Source organism: Desulfovibrio legallii (genome assembly GCF_900102485.1).
GTDB classification, from domain to species: Bacteria; Desulfobacterota; Desulfovibrionia; order Desulfovibrionales; family Desulfovibrionaceae; genus Desulfovibrio; species Desulfovibrio legallii_A.
The window spans coordinates 94072-116213 of sequence record NZ_FNBX01000007.1 but is presented as its reverse complement, the minus strand read 5'-3'; the positions used below and the strand labels follow the sequence as shown (position 1 = coordinate 116213).

Sequence of the window (22142 nt, the reverse complement as noted above, 5' to 3'; positions counted from 1 at the left end):
GGGCGCGCGGGCCGTTATGCCGGGGGCGGATCGCCGGAAGCGGCCTGCCCCAGGCCGGTGAGCAGGTAGCGTTGGGCCGGGCCGCGGCCTTCGCGGCGCAGCAGGCCCAGGCTGACCAGCAGCTGCAGGTCGTAAAGGGCCGTGCGCACGGAAATGTCCCCGCCGGCCAGGCGTTGGTATTCCTGCCGACTGACGCTGCCTTTGGCCGTCAGCTGCGGCCAGGTCTGCAGAATGCGGCGGTTAAGGCGGCTCTCCTGACCGGCCTGACGGGCCGCCAGGAGCAGGGCGTCGCCCCTTTGCACGGGTCCGGGGGCCTGCGCGGCGGTTTCGGCCGGGGGCTGGCTGCGTTCCGCGGCTTCCCCGGCGTCGGGGGCGGGTTCCCGGCTTTGCCGGGCGGCGTCGGGGGCGGCCGGGGCCTTGGGGGCCTCTGCGTTCGGGTCCGCGGCAGGCGGCGCGGGCGCGTCGCTTAAGGGGCGCGGCGCTTCCGCCGAAGCCAGCTGGATATTTTCCTCGTACAGCAGGTCCCCTTCGCAGAAGGCCAGGGCGCGGGTGAGGGTGTTTTTGAGCTCGCGCACGTTGCCCGGCCAGGAGTGGGCCATGAGCCGGGCCAGCGCGCCCCGGCTGAGGCGCGGCGGGCCCGCGGGGGCGGGTTTGCCTTCGGCCAGGGCTTTGCGCGCCGCCGCCTCGTGCGCGGCGGTGAGAAAACAGACCGTGAGGGTGGGGATATCTTCCCGGCGTTCGCGCAGGGGCGGGGTGTGGATGGTGATGACGGCCAGGCGGTAGTAGAGATCCTCGCGGAAGCCGCCGCTGCGGGCGTCGTCCAGCAGGGGGGCGTTGGTGGCGGCGATGATGCGGGTATCGAAGGGCACGTCCTTGTCGCTGCCCAGGGGGCGGATGCAGCGGGTGGAGAGCGCCCGCAGGAGGGCCTGCTGCACCTTGGGGGCGGCGTTGCCCACCTCGTCCAGCATGAGGGTGCCGCCGCAGGCCGCCAGGAAGGCCCCCTTGCGGCTTTGGCGGGCCTCGGTGAAGGCTCCTTTGATGTGGCCGAAGAGCGTGTCCATGAGCAGGTTTTCGTCCAGCGCGCCGCAGTTGATGGTGATGAAGGGCCCGGCGTGCCGGGCGCTCAGGCGGTGGATGGCTGCAGAGACCAGTTCCTTGCCCGTGCCCGTTTCGCCCACTACCAGCACGTCGGCCGAGACCTGGGCGGCTTTGCGCACCTGCTCGTAGAGGGCGCGCATGGGCGGGGAATTGCCCACCAGGCCGTGGGCGGGCAGATCCTGCGGATGGGGCAGATCAAGCACGGGTTCGCGCCGCCACTGGGCGTTGTGCTCCGCCTCCTGGCTGCGGCAGAGTTCCCTGACCTGGCGCAGCCGCTCCAGCAGGGCGTCGATATCCGTGCGCAGCCGTTCCAGCTCTACGGGCATGGGGGGAAGGTTGAGGGGCGCTGCGCTGTCCTCGGCGTTGCGTTCGTGCAGGCGGCCGGTGACGCTGCGCAGGCAGCCGCTCATCTGGCGGGCCAGCCACCAGAGGCTCAGGCCCAGCAGCAGAAAGCCGCCGCCGAAGGCGGCGATGTAGATGCCCATGATCTGCATGCCCGCGCGGGTGGTGGTGAAGCTGGTGTCCAGCACGGCCAGGCCGCCCAGCACCACCGGCGGGGCCGCCACTTCCGGCTGAAAGGTCACGGGCACATAACTGACCCGCTCCACGCGCATCTGCCCGTTGCTCCAGACGGTGACGCTTTCGCGCATGGGCAGCTGGCCGGAGCGGCCCTCCTGCACGTCCGCCACCATGCTCCAGTAGCTGAGGTGGTCCGGGCCCGGGCGGAAGGCCAGGTTGAAGCCCGGCCTGCCGAAGTCGCCCGCAAAGCCCGCCCGCACGATGTCCGTGTTCAGGCTTTTTTTGTTCAGGGCCGCGTCGTTGGGTTCGGACTGGAAGAGCATCCAGCCTTCGCGGTCGAAGAACAGGCTGCGGACCCGGGTTTCCGCGTCGGCGGCGATGGGGGCCTCAGGCGCGGAATAGGCTGAAATGGTGTCGCGCAGCTCGTGCAGGTCCAGGGAGAGGAGCAGGCAGCCCGCGAAATGGCCCTGGGCGTCGTAGACCGGCGTGGAGAAGCGCAGCACATAGAGGGTGACGGTCTGCAGCGCGTTGCCCACCGGCACCAGAGGGTAGACCGCTTCCAGCGGCTGCCCTACGGAGACGTAGCCCGGCCGCTGCTCGCCGCACATGTGGTGGAAGGGCCCCGTAGGGCTGGCCAGGGCCGCCTGGGGGGGAACGCTGATGACCGCGCCCTCGTGGTTGAGCAGTACATAGCGGCTTTCCGGGGTGAGGCCCATAAAGGCCACCTCCCGGTAGCGCGGCCCCTTGGTCCGCACGCGGAAGCGGAAGCGATCGGTCATGGCCTTAAGGTCCATGGACCCGGCGGCCAGGATGAGCAGCTGATTGCGGGTTTCGGCCAGGGTTTCTTCCAGGGCCAGGCGCATGGCCTGGGTCTGGAGCTGGGCGTTGCGCGCAATTGCGCGGTTCAGGACCGTATCCACGGCCTTGCCCGTAAACAGCACGATGAGCAGCAGCACCACGGCCAGCAAAGGCAGGCCCAGCATGAGCATGCGGCTGCACAGGCTGCGGTTGAGGAAAAAACTGGTCAGCTCCAGCGAGCTGCCGCCGGGTAGGGGTCTGGGGAATCGCACGCCCGTCCTCCCTTGCGCAAAAAAGCGCAATCTGGTCTGACTATAGAGGGGTTTCTGTCCCGACGCAAGCCCCTTCCCGCAAACGGGCGGCAAATTTCCCCCCACGGGGAGGCGGCCGCGCGATTTTTTTGCGGCCCGATTTTTTTGCGGCTCGGCCCCGATCCTGCGCGCGTGGCCGTGGGGGGGCTGCGGTTCGCCTGCGGCGCAAAAGGCCAGGATTTCAGCCGGTTGCTCTGGCCCAGCCGCAGCTCTGGGGCCCAAAAGGCCCAGGCCGTGGCGCCTGTGCGGCCCTCCGCCCTTGGTTTTTCCGTCGCTTTGGGGGCTCTGCGGACCCCGGATAGCCCCTGTTGCGCGCTCAGCGCGGGCGGGGAACGACGCGCAATGGCACGGGCGTTGCTATAATTTTCACAACTGCATGGCATACGGCGGCGGGCCGCGGGCCCGACCGCACCAAACGGCCCTGAAATGTTTTTGGATCTGGAGGGAATCATGAGCAGACTACGGAAGTGCTGGACCTGGATCGCCGGCTGCGCCCTGATGGTCGCGGCCATGCCGTCCCTGGCCCTGGCGGCCAAGAAGTCGGCGGATGTGGTCATCGTTGCGGATACGCGCAAACTGGACGGCATCCTTTACTGGTGGGCGGAGATGTATAATGAAAGCCATTTCTTCTTCGCCATTCTGACCATGATCATCATCCCCGTTGTGGGCGTGATTTTCGGGTGGCTGGCCGACCTGGTCATGTCGCACATCGGCATCGACCTCAAGCACCGCGATCTGGCGGAAAAGTAGCCGGAAGGAGGCGCATATGGACTGGTTGTATATGTTGATGCCCATTTCCGGCGTGCACATCTTCTGGCCGGGACTGATCATTCTGGGGCTGGGCGTGGGAATCATCGGCGGGTTCTTCGGCATGGGCGGCGCGTGGATGGTGACGCCCGGCCTGAACATTCTGGGCTTCCCCATGGCTTTTGCCATCGGCACGGACATGGCGCAGATGGCGGGCAAATCGCTTATCTCCACCATGCGGCACGGCAAGTTCGGCAACGTGGACTACGCCCTGGGCCTGACCATGCTGGTGGGAACCATCATCGGCATGGAACTGGGCGCGCAGATGGTCATGTGGCTGGAGCGCCTGGGCTCCGTGGATAAAGTGGTGCGCTGGCTCTATGTGGTGCTGCTCTTCCTGCTGGCCTGGCTGGTCTTCCACGACATCGCCGCCCGCAAGCGCAAGGAGCGTGAGGCCCTGGCCCAGCACAAGCAGCTGGACAGCACCGCCACCGGCGTGGACTGGGCCTCGCGCCTGCAGGCCATCCACATCCCGCCCGTGGTGCACTATACGCACGCCAACATCACCTGCTCGGCCTGGCTGCCGCTGATCGTCAGCCTCTTCACCGGCTGGCTGGCCGGCATCCTGGGCATCGGCGGCGGGCTTATCCGCATGCCCGCCCTGGTGTACCTGGTGGGCTGCCCCACGCACCTGGCCGTGGGCACGGACCTTTTTGAAGTGGCCATCTCCGGCCTCTATGGCGCGGCTTCTTACGCTTACAAGGGCCGCGTGGAGCTCCTGGCCGCCCTGATCATGCTTTGCGGCGCGGCCATCGGCGCGCAGATCGGCGTGGTGGCCACCAAGTACGTCAAGGGTTACGGCATCCGCTTTGTGTTCGGCCTGGCCGTGGTGGGCTGCCTCCTTTCCGTGCTGCTCAAGCTGCTGCAGGCCGAACTGCCGGCCTGGAACTGGCTGCTTGGCCTTGTTGCCACCGTGGTGGTGCTCACCCTGGTGACGGGCATTTCCCTCTACATCACCGTTAAGATGGTGCAGGGAGCCAAGGCGGAATTGGCCGCCAAGAAGCGCCAGCCCGCCGCCAACTAAAGGAGACGCGCCATGAAGATGCAAAATCTGCTGCTTACGCTGGCAATGGTCGGCTCCCTCGCCCTGCTTGCCGGCTGCAACTTTGACGGTGGGGTGGAGCAGGGCCGTTGCGTGGCCTTCGACCCCGCCGCAAAAACCGTGACCATCGTGGTGGACGTGACCCACGATCAGTTCAACCCGCACTACAGCGGCGGCGTACACACCTTCAAGCTGCCCGCCGAGTCCAAGGATATGGGCCCCGCGCCCACCCCCGGCGGCCGCCTGATGATCGACCTCAAAAAGTCTGCGGTGCTGATCTACGAGCCCGTCTCCAAGAGCGTGCGGGAGCTGCCCGTGCAGTTTACGGATGTGGAAAAGAACATCGGCGCGGACCACCCCAAGGTGGCGGGCAAGACCTTCCCCGTGGTGGATAAGGAGCAGAGCTCCATCACCGTGTATTCCGCCAGGCTCAAGGCGCTGCTCACCTTTAAGGTTCCGGCCGAAGCCCTGGATCTGCCGCCCTACGCCTGGACGGCCGGACACGAAGTGCGTGTGGCCTTCCGCAATGCGGAGAAGGGCCAGGCCATTCGCGTTATGAACGTAACCAAGACCAATATCTTCAAGAAGTAGCCCCCAGACCGGGCGGGGATCATGCCGCCCCGCCCGGTAAGCACGCGGCGGCTCCCCTCCGCCGCATATAACGGCCGGAGCGGACGCGTTCCGCTCCGGCTTTGCCGGAAGCGCCGCCCGGAATTTCTGCCTGACCGCTCCGTCCGGAGGCCCCGGTCCTGGCAGGCCTGTCCCCACGAGGGGGCGTCACGGCCCCGGCCGCTTGCGGCACGATTGACCGCCGCAAAAAGGAGGAAGACGTGAACAGTTACCGGCAATCCCTGTACGCAGGCCTTATTCGGGTGCTGGCCAACCTGACGATGGTGGCGGCCGTGTTTGTGGCCATGTATATGGCCTCGCACAGCGCCGCGGCCTCCGAGCTGGTGTTCAGCGCCTGGTTTTTCGGCATCAGCGTGCCCGCCTGGGTCGCGGCCTTCTGGCTGACCCGCCTGGTGCGCCGCCGCTGGCCCGCCGTCGGACAGAGCCTGGTGGAGCTGCCCGGCCACGGCAAAAGCCTGGTCCGCTGGCAGGTGGCCGAGCCCGCGCCGCAGGCCCTGCCCGCGCGCGGCCGACCCTCCCTGTCCATTCGGCCGGGCAGCGCCGCCTGACGTCGCCGATCCCCGCACCCGGCCCGACGCCCCCGCGCCGCAGGCTTGCTTTGCGCCCGCCGCAGGGTCATAACCGTCGCAGGAGGGAACCCCCATGCCCCATACGCCCACGCCGCCACCTGCAGCTTCCGCGGCCGCGTCCGACGCCGCCTGGCGTGAATACGCGCGCTTTCGCGGCGTCCAGCGACGGCTGGGCGCGTGCTGCGCCGCCCTGCTGGTTCTGGCCCTGCTGGCCCTGGCCGACGGCATCCAGGGGCTCATGCGCGCCGGCGCGGACGTGCTTGAGCTCACCCCCGGAGAAAGCCTGAGCGTCTCCGGCCCGGCAGCCCTGAAAAATCCTGTGGACAGCGATCTGCAGGTCACCTTCGACCCGCCGGACCCGGCCCTGACCTTCCGCCTGGAAGGATTTTTTACTGGCTACTGGATGGGCAACGGCATGTGGCGCGCACAGGTGGCCGCCGGGCCCGCGGCCGAGCCGGGGCGCTACAGCCTGCGCATCCGCTTTCGCGACGCGCCCGCAAGCACCGACCAGAGCCTGAGCGTGCTGGTGTACGCCGACGACAGCGCCCGGCGCGCGGCCGCCCTTTCCCTGCTGCAAAGGCTGCTGGGCTGGAGCCCCTTTATCCTGGCGGCGAGCTTGTTTTTGCCCGTCCTTGTGGCGGGCGTGCTGGTCTTTGCCCTGGGCAGCCGCTGCCAGCGTCTGCTGGCGGCCCTGGGCTGCGGCGAGGTGCTGCGCGTGCAGGCCGAGGCAACAGGCCGGCGCCTCTGGTGTCTGCTCCTGGGCGCGCCCGCCCCCGCGCCGGGCACGCCCTGCGCCGTGCTGGACCCGCAAGGCCGCCCCTTGGGCCAGGCCGTGGCCCAGGCCCTGCCCCCCAAGCCCCGCGGCGTGCTGGAGCTGCTGCTGGAGCAGAACACGGCCGTCGCCTTTCCCTCTTCTACCCGTTCCGCCGTGCGGCCAGGCTGCCTGGTGCGCCTGCGGCCCCCAAGGCCGCGCACTCCTCAGGCCACAGGGCGCTGACCCACGGCCAGGCCGCGCGGGGCGCGATCCCCCGCGCGGCCGCACGAGAGAATGGTTTTTGTGTGGGGGGAAGGGGAAACTTTTGAGCGCTGCTGTCTTCGCCCGTAACTAGCGCTGCTGTCTTCGCCCGTAACTAGCGCTGCTGTCTTCGCCCGTAACTTCCTTCGTCGTAACGGGCTAAGCTCCTTCGTCGTAACGGGCTAAGCTCCTTCGTCGTAACGGGCTAAGCTCCTTCGTCGTAACGGGCTAAGCTGACCAAACGTTTCCTCTTCCTCCCCCCACGCCCCCCATCCCCTTCAAAAAACTTTTTTCCCCTTCAGCGAGGCAACAGGGCGTACCCGTGGTTGCCCTTGGGGCGTGCCCCTCCCTGGCAGGCGACGCCCACGCGGCGGGCACCCGAAAAGCGGCAGTCCGTCTTTTTTGGCGCGCACGGGCCAGAATCTGTCCGCGCCTGCCGAATGGTATGCTATTCTGCATAGATGGCCGCGACGGCAAAACCGGCGAGGACTCTTGTAAATAATGGCACAGCCTTGCACTATCACGATTTTTGGAATAGGGTGACAACAATTCCCCCCGATGCGGAAGAACGCCGCGCACGGGCGCGGCACAGAGTGGAGCGTCCGGGGCTGCCTCGGCCCCGCCCGTCCTGTATCGGCAAAATCAAGGAGAGGTATAATGAAAAGCACCCGACGGAGTTTCCTCAAGGGCGTCGGCGCAGGAGTCCTTTGCCTCACGCTGGGGCAGCTGGGCTTTGACCTGGGCGAGGCCCAGGCCTATGCCGGCAAGCTCAAAATCGAAGGCGCCAAGGAAGTCATCAGCGTCTGTCCGTTCTGTTCCGTCTGCTGTCAGGTCATTGCCTATGTGCGGGACGGCAAGCTGGTCTCCACCGAGGGCGATCCGGACTTCCCCGTCAACGAGGGCGCTCTCTGCGCCAAGGGCGCGGCCCTGTTCACCATGTACACCAGCGACCATCGGCTGAAAAAGCCCCTCTACCGCGCGCCCCACAGCGACCAGTGGGTGGAGAAGGATTGGGAGTGGTGCCTGAACCAGATCGCCCAGCGGATTAAAGAAACCCGCGATAAGGATATGGTCCTCAAAAACGCCAAGGGCCAGACGGTCAACCGCCTGGACACCATTTTCTGGATGGGCACCAGCCACGCCTCCAATGAGGAGTGCGCCGTCATCCATCAAGCCATGCGCGGCCTGGGTGTTGTCCATATGGACCACCAGGCGCGGGTCTGACACAGCCCCACTGTTGCGGCTCTGGCAGAGTCGTTCGGACGCGGCGCTATGACCAACCACTGGATCGATATCAAAAATACCGATGCAGTGCTTATTATCGGCAGCAATGCCGCTGAACACCATCCCGTGGCCTTCAAATGGATCATGCGGGCCAGGGACAACGGGGCCGTGCTCATGCACGTGGACCCCAAATTCTCGCGTACTTCCGCCCGCTGCGATTTCCATGTGCCCCTGCGATCGGGTACGGACATTGCCTTCCTGGGCGGCATGATCAACTATATCCTTGAGAACGATCTGTACTTCAAAGATTACGTCCTCAACTACACCAACGCGGCCTTTGTGGTGGGCGAAGGCTACGGCTTTAAAGACGGCCTCTTCACCGGCTACGACCCCCAGACCCGCAAGTACGACAAAAGCAAGTGGGGCCTGGCCAAGGGCCCGGACGGCGGGCCGGTCATCGACCCCAGCCTTAAAAACGAACGCTGCGTGCTCAACCTCATGCGCAAGCACTACTCCCGCTATACGCTCAAGAACGTCTCGGACGTCACGGGCGTTTCGCAGGAGAACCTGCTCAAGGTCTACAAGGCCTTCTGCGCCACCGGCAGGCCGGACAAGGCGGGCACCGTCCTCTATGCCCTGGGCTGGACCCAGCACACCGTGGGCGTGCAGAACATCCGCACCTCCACGCTTATCCAGCTTCTGCTGGGCAACATCGGCGTGGCGGGCGGCGGCATCAACGCTCTGCGCGGCGAGCCCAACGTGCAGGGATCCACAGACCACGCCCTGCTCTACCACATCCTGCCGGGCTACCTGCCCGTGCCGCGCGCGCCCTGGCAGGCCCTGGCCGACTACCAGAAGGCCAATACCCCCGTCACCACGCTCAAAAACAGCGCCAACTGGTGGGGAAACCGGCCCAAATACATGGTCAGCCTGCTCAAAGGCTGGTTCGGCGACGCCGCCACGCCCGAAAACAACTTCTGCTACGACCTTCTGGCCAAGCTGGAGCCGGGCGAGGACTGCTCCTACATGTACGCCATGGACAAAATGTACCAGGGCAAGATGCGGGGCGGCTTCATTGTGGGCGTGAACCCCATGAACAGCTTCCCCAACACCAACAAAATGCGCGCCGCGCTGGACAAGCTGGACTGGCTGGTCTGCTCGGAAATCCACCACTCCGAAACCACGGACAACTGGATGCGCCCCGGCGTGGACCCCAAGAACGTCAAGACGGAAGTCTTCCTGCTGCCCTCGGCGCACCGCATCGAAAAAGAAGGCACCATCAGCAACAGCGGCCGCTGGCTGCAGTGGTTCGACATGGGCGTGAAGCCCGGCTACGAGGCCCGCGACTTTGGCGACCTTATCGTGCCCCTGTTCAACAAGATCCGCGGGTTGTACCAGGCGCAGGGCGGCACGCTGCCCGACCCCATCCTCAAGATGCACTGGACGGACAAGTTTGTGGCCGCCGAGTGGACCCGCCGTATCAACGGCCAGTTCTGGGCCGACGGCAAGGTGGGCAACAAGCAGTACAAACGCGGCCAGCAGGTGCCCGCCTTCGGGGCGCTCAAGGACGACGGCACGACCTCATCCCTCAACTGGCTCTACAGCGGCAGCTGGACGGAAGAGGACGGCAACAAGTCCAAACGCCGCGACGCCAGCCAGACGCCCATGCAGGCCAATATCGGCCTTTTCCCCAACTGGTCCTGGTGCTGGCCCGTCAACCGGCGCATCCTTTATAACCGCGCCTCCGTGGATCCCAACGGCCAGCCCTGGAACCCCCAAAAGGCCGTCATCCAGTGGGACGGCTCCAAATGGGTGGGCGACGTGCCCGACGGCCCCTGGCCGCCCCTGGCCGATAAGGAAAAGGGCAAGCTGCCCTTCATTATGATGAAGGACGGCCACGCCCAGTTCTACGGCGTGGGCACGGCGGACGGCCCCTTCCCCGAGCACTACGAGCCCGCGGAAACCCCGCTCAAGAGCCACCCCTTCTCCAGCCAGCTGAGCAGCCCGGTCTACAAGTTCCATACCTCGGATATGGACAAGATAGCCCCGCCCGCGGACCCGCGCTTCCCCATCGTGCTCACCACCTACAGCCTTACGGAGCACTGGTGCGGCGGCGGCGAAACCCGCAACGTGCCCAACCTGCTGGAGGCCGAACCCCAGCTCTATGTGGAAATGAGCCATGAGCTCGCCAAAGAAAAAGGCATCAAAAACGGCGACGGCGTCATCCTGGAGAGCGCGCGCGGCACCTGCGAGGCCATCGCCATGGTCACCGTGCGCATCCGGCCTTTCACCGTCATGGGCAAGACCATCCATCTGGTGGGCATGCCTTTCGCCTTCGGCTGGACGACCCCCAAGTGCGGCGACTCCACCAACAGGCTGACCGTGGCGGCCTTTGACCCCAACACCACTATTCCGGAATCCAAGGCGTGTTGCGTCAATCTGCGCAAGGCCGAGAAGTTGACTGAAATCGGCTAGAGCGGCGGCCCCCCAGGGGCGCTTCTCTGGAATCGGACCCACAGGGCGGGCGCGTCCCCCACAGGGCGCGCCTGCCAAGGAGCATAGCAATGCCGAAGACCTTTCTTGTCGACACCACGCGGTGTACGGCATGCCGGGGCTGCCAACTGGCCTGTAAAGAGTGGCACAACCTGCCCGCCAATAAGACCAAGCAGCGCGGCTCGCACCAGAATCCGCCGGACCTCAACCCCAACAACCTCAAAATCGTCCGCTTCAATGAGCATATGGACGCCAAAGGCACGGTCATCTGGAACTTTTTTCCCGACCAGTGCCGCCATTGCCTCACGCCTGTCTGCAAGGACGTGGCCGATATGAGCGTGCCCGGCGCCATCGTCAAAGACCCCAAAACCGGCGCGGTGCTGGTTACGGAAAAATCCGCCCAACTCAGCGAGGAAGACGCCCAGGCCGTCATTGACGCCTGCCCGTACAACATCCCCCGCCGCGACCCCAAAACCGGCATGCTCGCCAAGTGCGACATGTGCATCGACCGCGTTTCCGCCGGCATGCAGCCCATCTGCGTCAAGACCTGCCCCACGGGAACCATGGTCTTCGGCGAACGGGAAGAGATCCTGCCGCTCGCCCAGAAACGTCTGGAAGAAGCCCGCAAGCGCTTCCCCAAGGCCTTCCTGGCCGACTTCACCGAGGTAAGCGTCATCTACCTGCTGGCTGAGGAAAAAGAACACTATTACGAATACGCCGCCTTCATGTAAGGCCCCCACGGGGGAGCGGCCAAGGCCGCTCCCCCGCAAAAAAGCGGCTTCCCGCAAAGAAGCCGCCGCCCTGGAGTTGTAAAAATGCCCACAGGGCGGTACTATTCTCCAGCGGATGGCCTTGGCCGTCCTTCTTCCCCACTTTTTTCCCGGAGCGCTCATGCCCCTTACCCTTGCCCGCACGACCGAACAGGTGAACCGCACCCTGGACGAACTCCACGCCTGGCGGCCCGTGCTGGACCCCGTACTGCACGCCTTTGCCCCCCTGCTGCGCGCCCGCGCCGACCTGGCCGCCCCCATGGCCGCCGCCCTCACGGAAGCCGGCCTGGCCCTTCCCCCCCTGAACCCCGATCGCCTGCGCCAGGGCGTGCCCCTGCTGGCCGATGCGGATTTCACGGGCAGCGCCGCGCCCCTGCGCCTGGCGGCCGGAACCCTGCTGCCGCACCTGCGGGAGCTCAAAGGCGTGGGGGCCGCCCTGCCCGCCCTGGAAGCCGCCCTGCTGGCCGAAGATGCGGCGCACGTCCACGCGCAGGAGGCGCTGGTCCGGGCCGTGGCGGCCGACGACCACGCCGCGCTGGCCCGCCTGGCCGAAGACTGGGGCCTGGAGCCGCCGGTACTGGAATTTGCGGCGCAGATCATAGCCGGGGCCGTGCTGCGCGGCCTTGCGGCCCAGGCCGCGCCGGAAGGCGCGCCCTCCCCGTGGGACGAGGGCGGCCTGTGGCGCGAAGGCTGCTGCCCCGTGTGCGGGGCGCTGCCCATCCTGGGCTGGCTGGACAAGCCCGCCGTGGACGAAAAAAACGCCTACCTGGTGGGCGGCGGGGGCAAAAAGCACCTCCACTGCGGCCTGTGCGGGGCCAACTGGCAGTTCCGGCGCGGGGCCTGCCCGGCCTGTGGGGCCGAAGGCAACGACGTTATGGAGATCCTGCGCGAAAGCGGCCCGGCCCACGGCGAACGCCTGGACTGGTGCGCCAAGTGCAAAGGCTACTGCCCCACCGTGGATCTGCGGGAACGTGACACCGTGCCCGACCCCGACGCCCTGGCCCTGGGCATGCTGCACCTGGATATGGTGGCGGCCCGCAAAAAGCTGCACCCGCTCCGCCCTTCGTTCTGGAACACCTTTTAACCCCTATGGACGCACGGCGGGTTCGCCGGGCGCAACCGCTCGCTGGAGGAAGCACCAATGAAGTACGCTGTTGTTCTCATGCTGGCCCTGACCTGTTGGTGGGCGGGCAACGCGCAGGCCCGCACCATTAAGGAAATGTCGCAGATCATCAAAAATCCCATCAAGATCGAAGGCGGCAACTCCGACCGCATGAGCGTCATGTTCCCCCATACGGCGCACAAAGGCATCAGCTGCATCCACTGCCACCACGAGAACCCCGGCGACGACCGCTACGTCTCCTGCACGGAATGCCACGCTACTCCCGGCGCGCGCGAACGCGACCCCATGAGCATGTTCATGGCCTTCCACTCCAAAAATTCCGACCGCTCCTGCTACGGCTGCCACTCCCAGAAAAAAGCCCAGGATCCGGCCCGCTACGCCAAATTCAATGGCTGCCGCCCCTGCCACATGAGCCCCGCCGCCCGCGAAGCCGCCGCCAAAGCCGGCAAGTAACGAGCGCTGCAGAGCAGATCTTTTTTGTGGGGGGGAAGGGGAAACTTTTGTGAACAAAAGTTTCCCCTTCCCCCCCACGCCCCCCATCCCCTTCAAAAAAACTTTTCCCCCTCAGGGGACGCGACAGGCTCACCCTGGGCAGGCGGTTTTGTATTCTTGCGCTGCTGTCCGGGTGTCCTTCCAGGTTGTTACGCGCGCATAAAGGGGGCGGCCGCAGGGCAGGCAAGCCTGCGGTCCGGGTATCGCCCGGCTTCCTGCTCCGCCCCGCAGAAACATGGCGGAAAGCGTTTGCGGCAGCATCGCTGCGCCAGCCTTCCGCATTGTTTGCAGGGCGAAAAAAAGGGGGGCGAAACCGCCCCCCGCATAGCCCGCGCTGTAAGCGCAGCGCTGGCGCTTAATAGTCGATATAAGCCACATGGGTCTGCAGATACTCCATCAGGCCATGCTTGCCGTCGGCCCCGCCGATGCCGGACTTGCGCCACCCGGCGTGGAAGCCCTGCATGGCCTCAAAGTGCTCGCGGTTGACGTAGGTTTCACCGAACTTGAGGCGGTTAACGGCCTCCAGTGTGTTGGTGAGCTTGGTGGTGAAGATGGAGGAGGTGAGCCCGTATTCGCAGTCGTTGGCCATGGCAATGGCCTCATCCAGGGTGTGGAAGGTGAGCATGGGCAGCACGGGGCCGAACACTTCCTTGCGCACGATTTCCATATCCTGGCGGCAGTTGCCCAGCAGGGTGGGGGCGTAGAAGTAGCCCGCGCCGCGGCTCAGGGGCGCGCCGCCGGTAATGGTCTCCGCGCCGTCGGCCTTGGCGCGCTTGACCATGCCGTCGATTTTTTCCAGGTGCTCGGCGCTGATCTGGCTGCACATGTCGGGGGCGGGCTCGTCAAAGGGATCGCCCAGGCGCACCTTGGCAAAGGCTTCGGCCAGCTTGTCGGCAAACTGTTCCGCAATGCTGTCCTGCACATAGAGGCGCTCGGCGCAGTTGCAGACCTGCCCGCTGAAGATGGTGCGCGAGGCCGTGACGCCGCGCACGGCCAGGTCCAGGTCGGCATCGGCGCAGACGATGACCGGGGCCTTGCCGCCCAGCTCCAGGGAAACCTTGGTGACGTTGGCCGCGCTGGCGGCGATGATGCGCTGGCCGGCCTCCACACTGCCGGTAAGGGTAACCATGTCCACCAGCGGGCTGGAGGAAAGGGCCTCGCCCAGGGTGGAGCCGCCGCCGGTGACAAAGTTGAGCACGCCGGCGGGCAGGTCCAGCTCGGCCACCATTTTGGCAAATTCCATGACCGTTACGGGCGCGATGCTGCTGGGCTTGATAACGGCCGTGCAACCGGTGAGCAGGGAGGGGGCCACCTTGCGGGCCATGACAAAGAAGGGGAAGTTCCAGGGGCAGATGCCCGCCACTACGCCGATGGGCTGGCGGTAGAGCAGGATGTTTTCGCGCTGGCGGTCGCTCTGGATGATTTCGCCCTCATAGATGCGGGACCATCCGGCGTAATAATCGAAATATTCCGCGGTGCCGTCAATTTCCGCATAGGCCAGAGGCAGGGTTTTGGCCTGTTCTTCGGCCAGCAGACGGGCCAGCTCTGTGCGGTGCTTGCGCACCAGGGCGGCCATCTGCTTGAGGTACGCGCCGCGGGCGGCGGCGGGCTGCGCGGCCCAGGCCTCCTGAGCCTTGTGGGCGGCCTCCAGGGCCTCCAGGGCGTCTTCGCGCCCGCCGTTGGGGGTCTGGGCCATAATTTTTCCGGTAGAGGGGTTTTCCACCTCAATCATGCCCTGACCGGGACGGGAAACCAGTTTGCCGTTGATGAACTGCTGATAGGTGCGCATAGGCTGCTCCTTGGTTTCCCGAACCATAGCCCCAGTCTGCCCCAAAGGTAAAGACAGGCGGCAGACCTGCGAGCCTTGCGGGGCCGCAGGCCTGCCGCCCGCAGAAAGCGCGGCGCAGGCGCGGAGGTTCAGGCTGCGGGCCGGGCCTCCAGGCCCTCCACCGCGTCCAGGGCCTTGTCCAGCCAGGGCCCGGCGACGGATTCCACGTTTCCGGCGTCACAGGCCGCGGCCAGGGCCGGATCAATGGGCAGGCGGCCCAGCACGGGCAGGTGGTGGCGCGCGGCCACCTCGTCCAGGCGGCTCTCACCGAAAATTTTGTACTCCTTGCCGTTGTCCGGGCATTTGAAGTAGGCCATGTTTTCCACCAGGCCCAGGATGGGGATATCCATCTGCCGGGCCATGTCGATGGCCTTCTCCACAATCATGGAAACCAGATCCTGGGGCGAGGTCACCACCACAATGCCGTCCACAGGCAGGGACTGGAATACGGTCAGGGGCACGTCGCCCGTTCCTGGGGGCATGTCCACAAACATGTAGTCCACATCCTTCCAGATCACTTCAGACCAGAACTGCTTGACCACCCCGCCGATGATGGGCCCGCGCCAGATGACGGCATCGCTTTCGCCCGGCAGCAGCAGGTTCATGGACATGATCTGCACCCCGCCCTGGCTGCGCACCGGCAGCAGGCCGGATTCGTTGGCCATGGCCTTGCCGTGCTGGCCGAAGATTTTGGGGATGGAAGGGCCGGTGATGTCCGCATCCAGAACGGCGCTCTGCCGCCCCCGCCGGGTCATGCCCGTAGCCAGCAGGGCCGTGACCAGGGATTTGCCCACCCCGCCCTTGCCGCTCATGATCGCCACCACTTTGCCCACGCGGCTCTGCGGGTGCGGCTTGACGTGAAAATCCGTCTGCTCCGCCTGGCGCTCCGCGCACTGCTCCCCGCAGGCGCCGCACTCGTGACTGCACTGTTCGCTCATGGGAATTTGCCTTCCTGAGGTAAAAGTTTTTAAGCTGCCCAGAATTTTTATTGACATATGTCATAAACTGGGCCTAAATGGATTTACGACATATGTCAAATAACAACTCCCGCCAATTCTGGCAAGAGAAACGCAGGGCCCAGGGGCCGACCTGAAAGGATACCCCGCGGCGCCCCTGCACACAAGGAGGGCAATATGCCTTGTTACAATCACACAGGTCCTGAAGGCAAGGGTTCCCGCACCGGGCGGGGCATGGGAACGTGCGGCAACGCGCAGAACGGCGCGGATGCGGCCCAGGCCGCAGGTCAGGAAGCAGGCCCGGCGCAGGGCCGGGGCATGGGACGGGCGCGGCGTTGCGGCCAGCGGCGCGGCGCGTGCCAGGGCAATGGTCAGGGCATGGGCCAGGGGCGCGGCAGAGGCCGTGGCCAGGGCATGGGCCAAGGAATGGGCATGGGCCAAGGAATGGGCATGGGCCAAGGAATGGGCATGGGCCAAGGAATGGGCATGGGCCAAGGAATGGGCATGGGGCAGGGCCGGGCGGCCGCCCCGGCAGCGCCCGCCGCGCCCGACGCCGCCCCTGTGGTCGCCAGCGGGCCCGATGCCGAAAAAGCGTAATCCCTGACGCCACGCGGGCGGGCCGCATCTGACGCGGTTCCCCGCCTACGTGGGGGCTTCCGGCGCGTCAGAATCCGGCTTCTGCTCCATCTGCCCCGCCGTGGGGCGGGGCGGCAAAAGCCGGAGCGCGCGTCCGCTTGCCTTTGCCGCTCTGGTTTGGCAAAGGCAAAGGGTTCCAAAGGACCGATGGCGGCGGGCAACGCCCCGCGTCCGTCGCCGTCGGATTTTTACAAACCGACGCAGGAAGCGTAACCTGCAAGTGCAGGAAGCGGGGCCGCGCGCCCCGGTTTTTTTCAGGAATCCAACGCTGAGGTCAATCCATGCCGCGTCCCAGAAAATGGCGCAGGGTCTGCTGTCTGCCGGAGAGCGACAGCTTCGGGCCGTTGGGGCCGCGCCCGCCGCAGGGCGAGGTGGTCATGACGGTGGATGAATACGAGGCCGTGCGCCTTATTGATCTGGAAGGGCTCAACCAGGAGTCCTGTGCAGAAAAGATGCGCATTGCCCGCACCACGGTGCAGAGCATTTATGCCGCGGCGCGCCGCAAAGTGGCGGAAGCCCTGGTCAATGGGCGGCGGCTGCGCATTGCGGGCGGCGACTATCAGCTCTGCGACGGGCATGGCCCGCAGTGCGGGGCGGGGGGGTGTAGGCGGCGGCGTGGCCTTTGATTTTTGTTATATTATCCGGGGCGGCGGGACGCGCGGATTTTGCCCCCTGGCGGCGTCAGCGGCCCCTTTCCGGCCGGGTCTGTACCTAAGAGTACTATCCCCGTCCGGGCGGGGCCGCTTCCTTGCCAGGGACCAAAATCCGCAGCGTCCCGCCGCCCCGGATGCCCTTGCCGTTGCCCTTGCCGTCGCTGCCGGATGCCCTTGCCGTTGCCCTTGCCGTCGCTGCCGGATGCCCTTGCCGTTGCCCTTGCCGTCGCTGCCGGATGCCCTTGCCGTTGCCCTTGCCGTCGCTGCCGTCGCCCTTGCCAGAGGCCCTTGCCAGAGGCCCTTGCCGTCGCTGCCGTCGCCCTTGCCAGAGGCCCTTGCCGCCGTTCTTCCGGATGCCCTTGCCAAGAGCGCGGCGGCCTTGCGGCCAGCGGCGTCAGCGGCCCCTTTCCGGCCGGGTCTGTACCTGAAGCAGATTACCTTTGAGAACAGGCATTCTCAACGTTTAAGGCACGCTTGTTTCGGCGCTTAACAGCGCAAATAAATTGCGCTTACGCCTCCACAGCGGGCGTCTGCTCACGCAGCCGCCAGGGCATTTCAAAGTTGAAATGCCCTAAGAGTACTATCCCCGTCCGGGCGGGGCCGCTTCCTTGCCAGGGACCAAAATCCGCAGCGTCCCGCCGCCCCGGATGCCCTTGCCGTTGCCCTTGCCGTCGCTGCCGTTGCCCTTGCCAGAGGCCCTTGCCAGAGGCCCTTGCCGCCGTTCTTCCGGATGCCCATGCCAAGAGCGCGGCGGCCAAAATCCGCAGCGTCCCGCCGCCCTGGACGCCCCAGCCGGAAGGTGTACTGCCGTGAGAAGCGTGCAGCCGTTCAGCCTGGGTGCGTTCTGCGTGTTGCCTGAGGGGAGAAAAGTTTTTTGAAGGGGATGGGGGGCGTGGGGGGAAGGGGGGACTTTTGTACACAAAAGTCCCCCCTTCCCCCCACAAAAATATTCCCCCAAATCCTTTTAACTTGCTTGGTTAGCTGCGGCAACGCGGCGGGCGGCCTGGCCGTCGGCGCGTTTGTGGCGGGCGGCTTTCTGGCCGGCGGCCTTTTTGGTTTTGGCGGCTTTGAGGTGTTTATCCTGCTGGCGGGCGGCCTTGCGCACCTGTTGTTTGCGCGGGGTCTGGTCTGCGCCGGCGTAGAGGCGGCTGGCCTCGCGGGCCAGGAGGTGCGGATCGGGCCGGTAGGCGTTGGGGGGCAGGGCATCCAGGGCGGCGGCCACGGAGACGGCCTGGTTGGCGCAGACTTTGAAGCCCGCGTCCAGCAGGCGGAAGGCTTCCACGCTGCGGGTGCGGGAGTCTGGCGCGCCCATGATCACGGCCAGGAGGCGGCGGTTGCCCTGGGTGGCGGTAAAGATGAGATTGTAGCCGGAGGCGTTGGTCCAGCCGGTTTTGAGGCCGTCCGCGCCGGGGTACTGGCCCAGGAGGGGGTTGCGGTTCCAGGTGACGCTGCCCCGGTGGTTGAGCACATGGGTGCTGTGGAAGCGCAGAGCTTCCGGATAGGTGCGCAGGTAGGCGCGGGCAAGGGCCAGCATGTCGCGGGCGGTGGTCACCTGCCCGCGGGCGGGCAGGCCGTGGGGATTGCGGAAGACGCTGTCCCGCATGCCCAGGCTGCGGGCCTTGGCGTTCATCATGTTGACGAAGGCGGGCACGGAGCCGCCCACGAATTCGGCCACAGCGGTGCTGGCGTCGTTGCCGGAGGACACGGCCATGCCGGTGAGGAGCTGTTCCAGGGTGAGCTGTTCGCGCTGGCGCAGGCCCATGCGCGAGCCGCCGGTGCGTGCGGCCAGGCGGCTGACGGTCACGGGGCTGTTCAGGCTGGCGAGCCCGGCGCGAATCTGGTCCAGGGCCAGGAACATGGAAAGCACCTTGGTGAGGGAGGCCGGGGGGATGGGCACATCGGCGTTCTGCTCAAAAAGAATGGCGTCCTGATCCAGATCGTAGAGGATGGCGGAGCAGACCGCCACTGCGCCGTGTTCGGGCACAGGCGGCGCGGCGCGGCCCACGGCGGCAAGCCCGACCAGCAGCCAGCACAGGCAGCTCAGGGCCAGGACTGCGGCGCGCGGGGCGCGGCCGCGTGCGGCGGCAAAAGGCACTTTGTTCATGCGCATACCCTCGGTTCGCTCCGGGTTCGTGCGGCGGCGCATGGGGCCATGCGGCTGGGGCCTGGTCCTGCGCGACGGCGGCGGGGCGGGGATGTTCTTAATCTAGAAAAACAGTAGACAATTTATTGCCCTGTACGCGAGAAAGCGGGCAAAGGCAAGTGCGCCGTTGTGCAACGGCGAAACGTTTTAGGGGCGGGGCCGGGCTACGGCAGGGGCCGCAGCCCGCCAGGCGGCCTGCGAGGGGGATTTTTACGCCTCGTCCGCCGGGTTGTCCATGCGGAAGTCCACCCGGATTTTGAACAGTTTGGTGGCGGGCAAGTTGAGGATGCCGATGCCCGTATCCCGGCTGATGGCGTCCAGGGTGCTCTGCGCCTCTTCCCGCGAGGGGCTGATGAGGGTGAACCAGATATTGTAGGCGTGTTCGCGTTGGTAATTGTGGGTGACGCCCGGCTCGGCATTAACGCGCGCGACAAAGGCCGCCATTTTCGCCTCGGGAACTTTGGCCGCGCAGAGGGTGGAAACGTAGCCCAGCTTGGCGGATTGGAAGTTGGCCCCCAGGCGGCGGATGATGTTGCGGGCCTTGAGGGCGCGCACCCGTTCAAAGGCTTCCTGCTCGCTGATGCCCAGTTGTTCGCCCAGCACGGCGTAGGGGCGGGGGGCCAGGGGGAAGGCGGTCTGGATGATGTTGAGCAGCTGGCGGTCCGTGCGGTCCAGGGGCTCCTGGGGCGCGGAAGCGTCGGGGGCGGCGGAGGCGCGGGCCTGGGTCATGGCTGTTCTCCCTTGGGTCGCAGTTTGGCCGGGATGTAGGTGCAGAGGGGCTCTTCGCCCAGGTGGTCGTTATCCATGCTGTAGGCGCGGGCGCGGCAGCCGCCGCAGACCTTGTGGTATTCGCACGCGCCGCACTTGCCCTTGTAGCAGGACTGGTCGCGGAATTGCAGGAAGTACTCGCTGCTGCGCCAGATTTCAGGGAAGGGCGTTGTGCGCACGTTGCCGCAATTGAGCTCCAGATAGCCGCAGGGCTGCACCTGGCCCACATGGCTGATGAAGCAGAAGCCCGTGCCGCCCAGACAGCCGCGGGTGAGGGCGTCCATGCCGAAGGTTTCGGGCGTGACGCTCAGGCCTTCTTCCCGGGCGCGCTGGCGCATGATGCGGTAGTAGTGCGGCGCGCAGGTGGCTTTGAGGTGCATTTTGGTGCTCTTGCGGAAGTCGTAGAACCAGTGCAGCACGTCTTCGTATTCCTGGGCGGTGATGACCTGATCCGCCAGGCCGGAGGCGCGGCCCATGGGCACCAGCAGAAAAATGTGCCAGGCGTCGGCCCCCAGGCGTTCGCAGAGCTCGAAAATTTTTTTGAAGCTGCTGAGGTTGTTGCGGGTGACGGTGGTGTTGATCTGGAAAGGCACGCCCACGGCCTTGAGGTATTCTATGCCCCGCAGGCTGGCCGCAAACGCGCCGGGCACGCCGCGGAAGCTGTCGTGGCTGGCCGCGTCCGGTCCGTCGATGGAGATGGAGCAGCGGTTAACGCCGGCGGCTTTGATGCTGGCCGCCGTTTCCGGGGTGATGAGGGTGCCGTTGGGCGAAAAGGCGCAGGGCAGGCCCTTGGCGTGGGCGTAGGCCACCAGCTCGTAAACGTCGGGCCGCATCATGGGGTCGCCGCCGGTGAAGATGATGATGGGGCGGCCCACCTGGGGGAAGGTGTCGATCAGGGCCTTGGCCTCGGCTGTGGAAAGCTCGCCGGGGTAGGGCTCCGGATGGGCCTCGGCCCGGCAGTGCTTACAGGCCAGGTTGCAGGAGCGGGTGACCTCCCAGGCGATAAGGCGGCACACGGGGCTGCCGTCCGGGAGCAGGGCGGGGCGGGGCCTGCCGCCGGGATGCCCCTCAGGGCCTTTGCGCGCCTGTCCGCCGGAGAGGGCCGCAGCGTCGGGCACGGCGTCGGGCAGGCCGCAGGCGGGGTTGCCGCCCAGGGCGGATCCGCCGGGGTGCGTGGCGTGGTGGGACATCAGCGGACCAGCCTTTCCTTGAGCAGGGTTTCGGTGAAGTAGGTGATGAGCATATCCGCGCCCGCGCGCTTGAGCCCGGTAAGGGATTCGAGCATAACGGCGCGCTCGTCGATCCAGCCGTTGAGCCCGGCGGCGCGGATGAGGGAGTATTCGCCGCTGACCTGGTAGGCGCAGAGGGGCACGTTCACGTGCTCGCGCACCAGGCGGAGGATATCGCTGTACGGCCCGGCGGGCTTGACGATGAGGGCGTCGGCCCCTTCGTCCAGGTCGGCCAGGGCTTCGATAAGGGCTTCGCGGGCGTTGGCCGGGTCCATCTGGTAAGACTTGCGGTCGCCGCAGGCCGGGGTGCTCTCGGCCGCGTCGCGGAAGGGGCCGTAGTAGGCCGAGGCGTACTTGACGGCGTAGGAAAGGATGGGCGTTTCCGTAAGGCCGCCGTCGTCCAGGGCCTGGCGGATGGCGGCCACGCGGCCGTCCATCATGTCCGAGGGGGCCACCATGTCGGCTCCGGCCTCGGCGTGGCTTACGGCGGTTTTGGCCAGCAGGGGCAGGGTGGCGTCGTTGAGCACCGCGCCGTCGGGCATGAGCACGCCGCAGTGGCCGTGGCTCATGTATTCGCAGAGGCAGACGTCGGTAATGACCAGCAGGCTGGGCCAACGCCGCTTAAGCAGACGCACGGCCCGCTGGACAATGCCGTCCTCGGCGTAGGCGCCGCTGGCCTGCTCGTCCTTGGTGGCCGGAATGCCGAACAGGATCACGGCATGGAGGCCCGTATCCACGGCCCGGGCCACCTGGTTTTCCAGCTCCTGCAGGCTGAGCTGGCACTGGCCGGGCATGGAGGGGATTTCTTTGCGAAAGTCCGCGTCGGCGGTTTCCACCACAAAGTAAGGCATGATCAGGTCTTCGGCCAGCAGCGGCGGGGTCTCGCGGACCAGGGTACGGAGCTCCGGGGTCCAGCGCAGGCGGCGGCCCCTGTGAAATGCGGTCATGGCGTGTATCCTTTTATGTTCTGCGGCCGCAACGCAAGCGCGGTGCGGGGGTTTTCAAATAGGCGTATTGTCCTGCCGGAGCGCGGTCCTG

General features: G+C 66.3%; 18 protein-coding genes. 11 read left to right on the top strand and 7 right to left on the bottom strand.

Going from position 1 to position 22142, the window contains the following annotated elements; genetic code table 11:
• Window positions 1-14: 14 nt before the first annotated feature.
• Window positions 15-2687, bottom strand: coding sequence for a sigma-54-dependent transcriptional regulator (locus BLS55_RS12380; protein WP_092153452.1), 2673 nt, complete (start codon window positions 2685-2687; stop codon window positions 15-17).
• Between the two features lie 489 nt (window positions 2688-3176).
• On the opposite strand from BLS55_RS12380, the gene BLS55_RS05985 reads away from it, so the two are divergent.
• The 9 genes from BLS55_RS05985 to BLS55_RS05945 all read left to right on the top strand — a co-directional run bounded on the left by BLS55_RS05985 (window position 3177) and on the right by BLS55_RS05945 (window position 12852).
• Complete coding sequence (locus tag BLS55_RS05985) at window positions 3177-3476, top strand: DVU0150 family protein (protein WP_092153465.1); 300 nt, start codon at window positions 3177-3179, stop codon at window positions 3474-3476.
• 16 nt (window positions 3477-3492) lie between these two features.
• Window positions 3493-4557: a sulfite exporter TauE/SafE family protein gene (locus BLS55_RS05980; RefSeq protein WP_092153451.1), complete on the top strand. Its 1065-nt coding sequence runs from the start codon at window positions 3493-3495 to the stop codon at window positions 4555-4557.
• A 12-nt stretch (window positions 4558-4569) separates the two neighbouring features.
• Complete coding sequence (locus BLS55_RS05975; protein WP_092153450.1) at window positions 4570-5166, top strand: DUF4881 domain-containing protein; 597 nt, start codon at window positions 4570-4572, stop codon at window positions 5164-5166.
• Window positions 5167-5405: 239 nt separating this feature from the next.
• A complete protein-coding gene (locus tag BLS55_RS05970; RefSeq protein ID WP_257243149.1) occupies window positions 5406-5753 on the top strand; it encodes a hypothetical protein in 348 nt (115 codons plus the stop codon).
• A gap of 94 nt (window positions 5754-5847) precedes the next feature.
• Window positions 5848-6771 (top strand): hypothetical protein, encoded by a 924-nt coding sequence (locus BLS55_RS05965; protein ID WP_092153449.1) that lies wholly within the window; start codon window positions 5848-5850, stop codon window positions 6769-6771.
• A 675-nt stretch (window positions 6772-7446) separates the two neighbouring features.
• Window positions 7447-10488, top strand: a complete 3042-nt coding sequence (gene fdnG, locus BLS55_RS05960; protein WP_092153448.1) for a formate dehydrogenase-N subunit alpha — start codon at window positions 7447-7449, stop codon at window positions 10486-10488.
• Window positions 10489-10577: 89 nt separating this feature from the next.
• A complete protein-coding gene (locus tag BLS55_RS05955; RefSeq protein ID WP_092153447.1) occupies window positions 10578-11237 on the top strand; it encodes a 4Fe-4S dicluster domain-containing protein in 660 nt (219 codons plus the stop codon).
• 160 nt (window positions 11238-11397) lie between these two features.
• Window positions 11398-12360: a formate dehydrogenase accessory protein FdhE gene (locus BLS55_RS05950; RefSeq protein WP_092153446.1), complete on the top strand. Its 963-nt coding sequence runs from the start codon at window positions 11398-11400 to the stop codon at window positions 12358-12360.
• A 57-nt stretch (window positions 12361-12417) separates the two neighbouring features.
• A complete protein-coding gene (locus BLS55_RS05945; protein WP_092153445.1) occupies window positions 12418-12852 on the top strand; it encodes a cytochrome c3 family protein in 435 nt (144 codons plus the stop codon).
• 394 nt (window positions 12853-13246) lie between these two features.
• Here the strand turns inward: BLS55_RS05945 and aldA are convergent, their stop codons facing one another.
• The gene (gene aldA / locus BLS55_RS05940) at window positions 13247-14680 is read right to left on the bottom strand and encodes an aldehyde dehydrogenase (RefSeq protein ID WP_092153444.1); all 1434 of its coding nucleotides are present in this window, start codon (window positions 14678-14680) and stop codon (window positions 13247-13249) included.
• A gap of 128 nt (window positions 14681-14808) precedes the next feature.
• A complete protein-coding gene (locus BLS55_RS05935; protein WP_092153443.1) occupies window positions 14809-15657 on the bottom strand; it encodes an Mrp/NBP35 family ATP-binding protein in 849 nt (282 codons plus the stop codon).
• Between the two features lie 195 nt (window positions 15658-15852).
• On the opposite strand from BLS55_RS05935, the gene BLS55_RS05930 reads away from it, so the two are divergent.
• Both BLS55_RS05930 and BLS55_RS05925 read left to right on the top strand, forming a co-directional pair.
• Window positions 15853-16272, top strand: coding sequence for a DUF5320 family protein (locus BLS55_RS05930; protein WP_092153442.1), 420 nt, complete (start codon window positions 15853-15855; stop codon window positions 16270-16272).
• A gap of 320 nt (window positions 16273-16592) precedes the next feature.
• Window positions 16593-16937 (top strand): DUF134 domain-containing protein, encoded by a 345-nt coding sequence (locus BLS55_RS05925; RefSeq protein ID WP_092153441.1) that lies wholly within the window; start codon window positions 16593-16595, stop codon window positions 16935-16937.
• A 991-nt stretch (window positions 16938-17928) separates the two neighbouring features.
• On the opposite strand, the gene BLS55_RS05920 is transcribed toward BLS55_RS05925, so the two are convergent.
• The 4 genes from BLS55_RS05920 to hemB all read right to left on the bottom strand — a co-directional run bounded on the left by BLS55_RS05920 (window position 17929) and on the right by hemB (window position 22051).
• A complete protein-coding gene (locus tag BLS55_RS05920; RefSeq protein WP_092153464.1) occupies window positions 17929-19068 on the bottom strand; it encodes a D-alanyl-D-alanine carboxypeptidase family protein in 1140 nt (379 codons plus the stop codon).
• A gap of 249 nt (window positions 19069-19317) precedes the next feature.
• Window positions 19318-19836 (bottom strand): siroheme decarboxylase subunit alpha, encoded by a 519-nt coding sequence (gene ahbA / locus BLS55_RS05915; protein ID WP_092153440.1) that lies wholly within the window; start codon window positions 19834-19836, stop codon window positions 19318-19320.
• Window positions 19833-21065: a heme b synthase gene (gene ahbD, locus BLS55_RS05910; RefSeq protein ID WP_180365408.1), complete on the bottom strand. Its 1233-nt coding sequence runs from the start codon at window positions 21063-21065 to the stop codon at window positions 19833-19835. Before ahbD ends, ahbA begins: the two co-directional genes overlap by 4 nt.
• Window positions 21065-22051 carry a porphobilinogen synthase gene (hemB, locus tag BLS55_RS05905; RefSeq protein ID WP_092153439.1) on the bottom strand — a complete coding sequence of 329 codons (987 nt, stop codon included), beginning with the start codon at window positions 22049-22051 and terminating at the stop codon, window positions 21065-21067. Before hemB ends, ahbD begins: the two co-directional genes overlap by 1 nt.
• Window positions 22052-22142 lie beyond the last annotated feature (91 nt).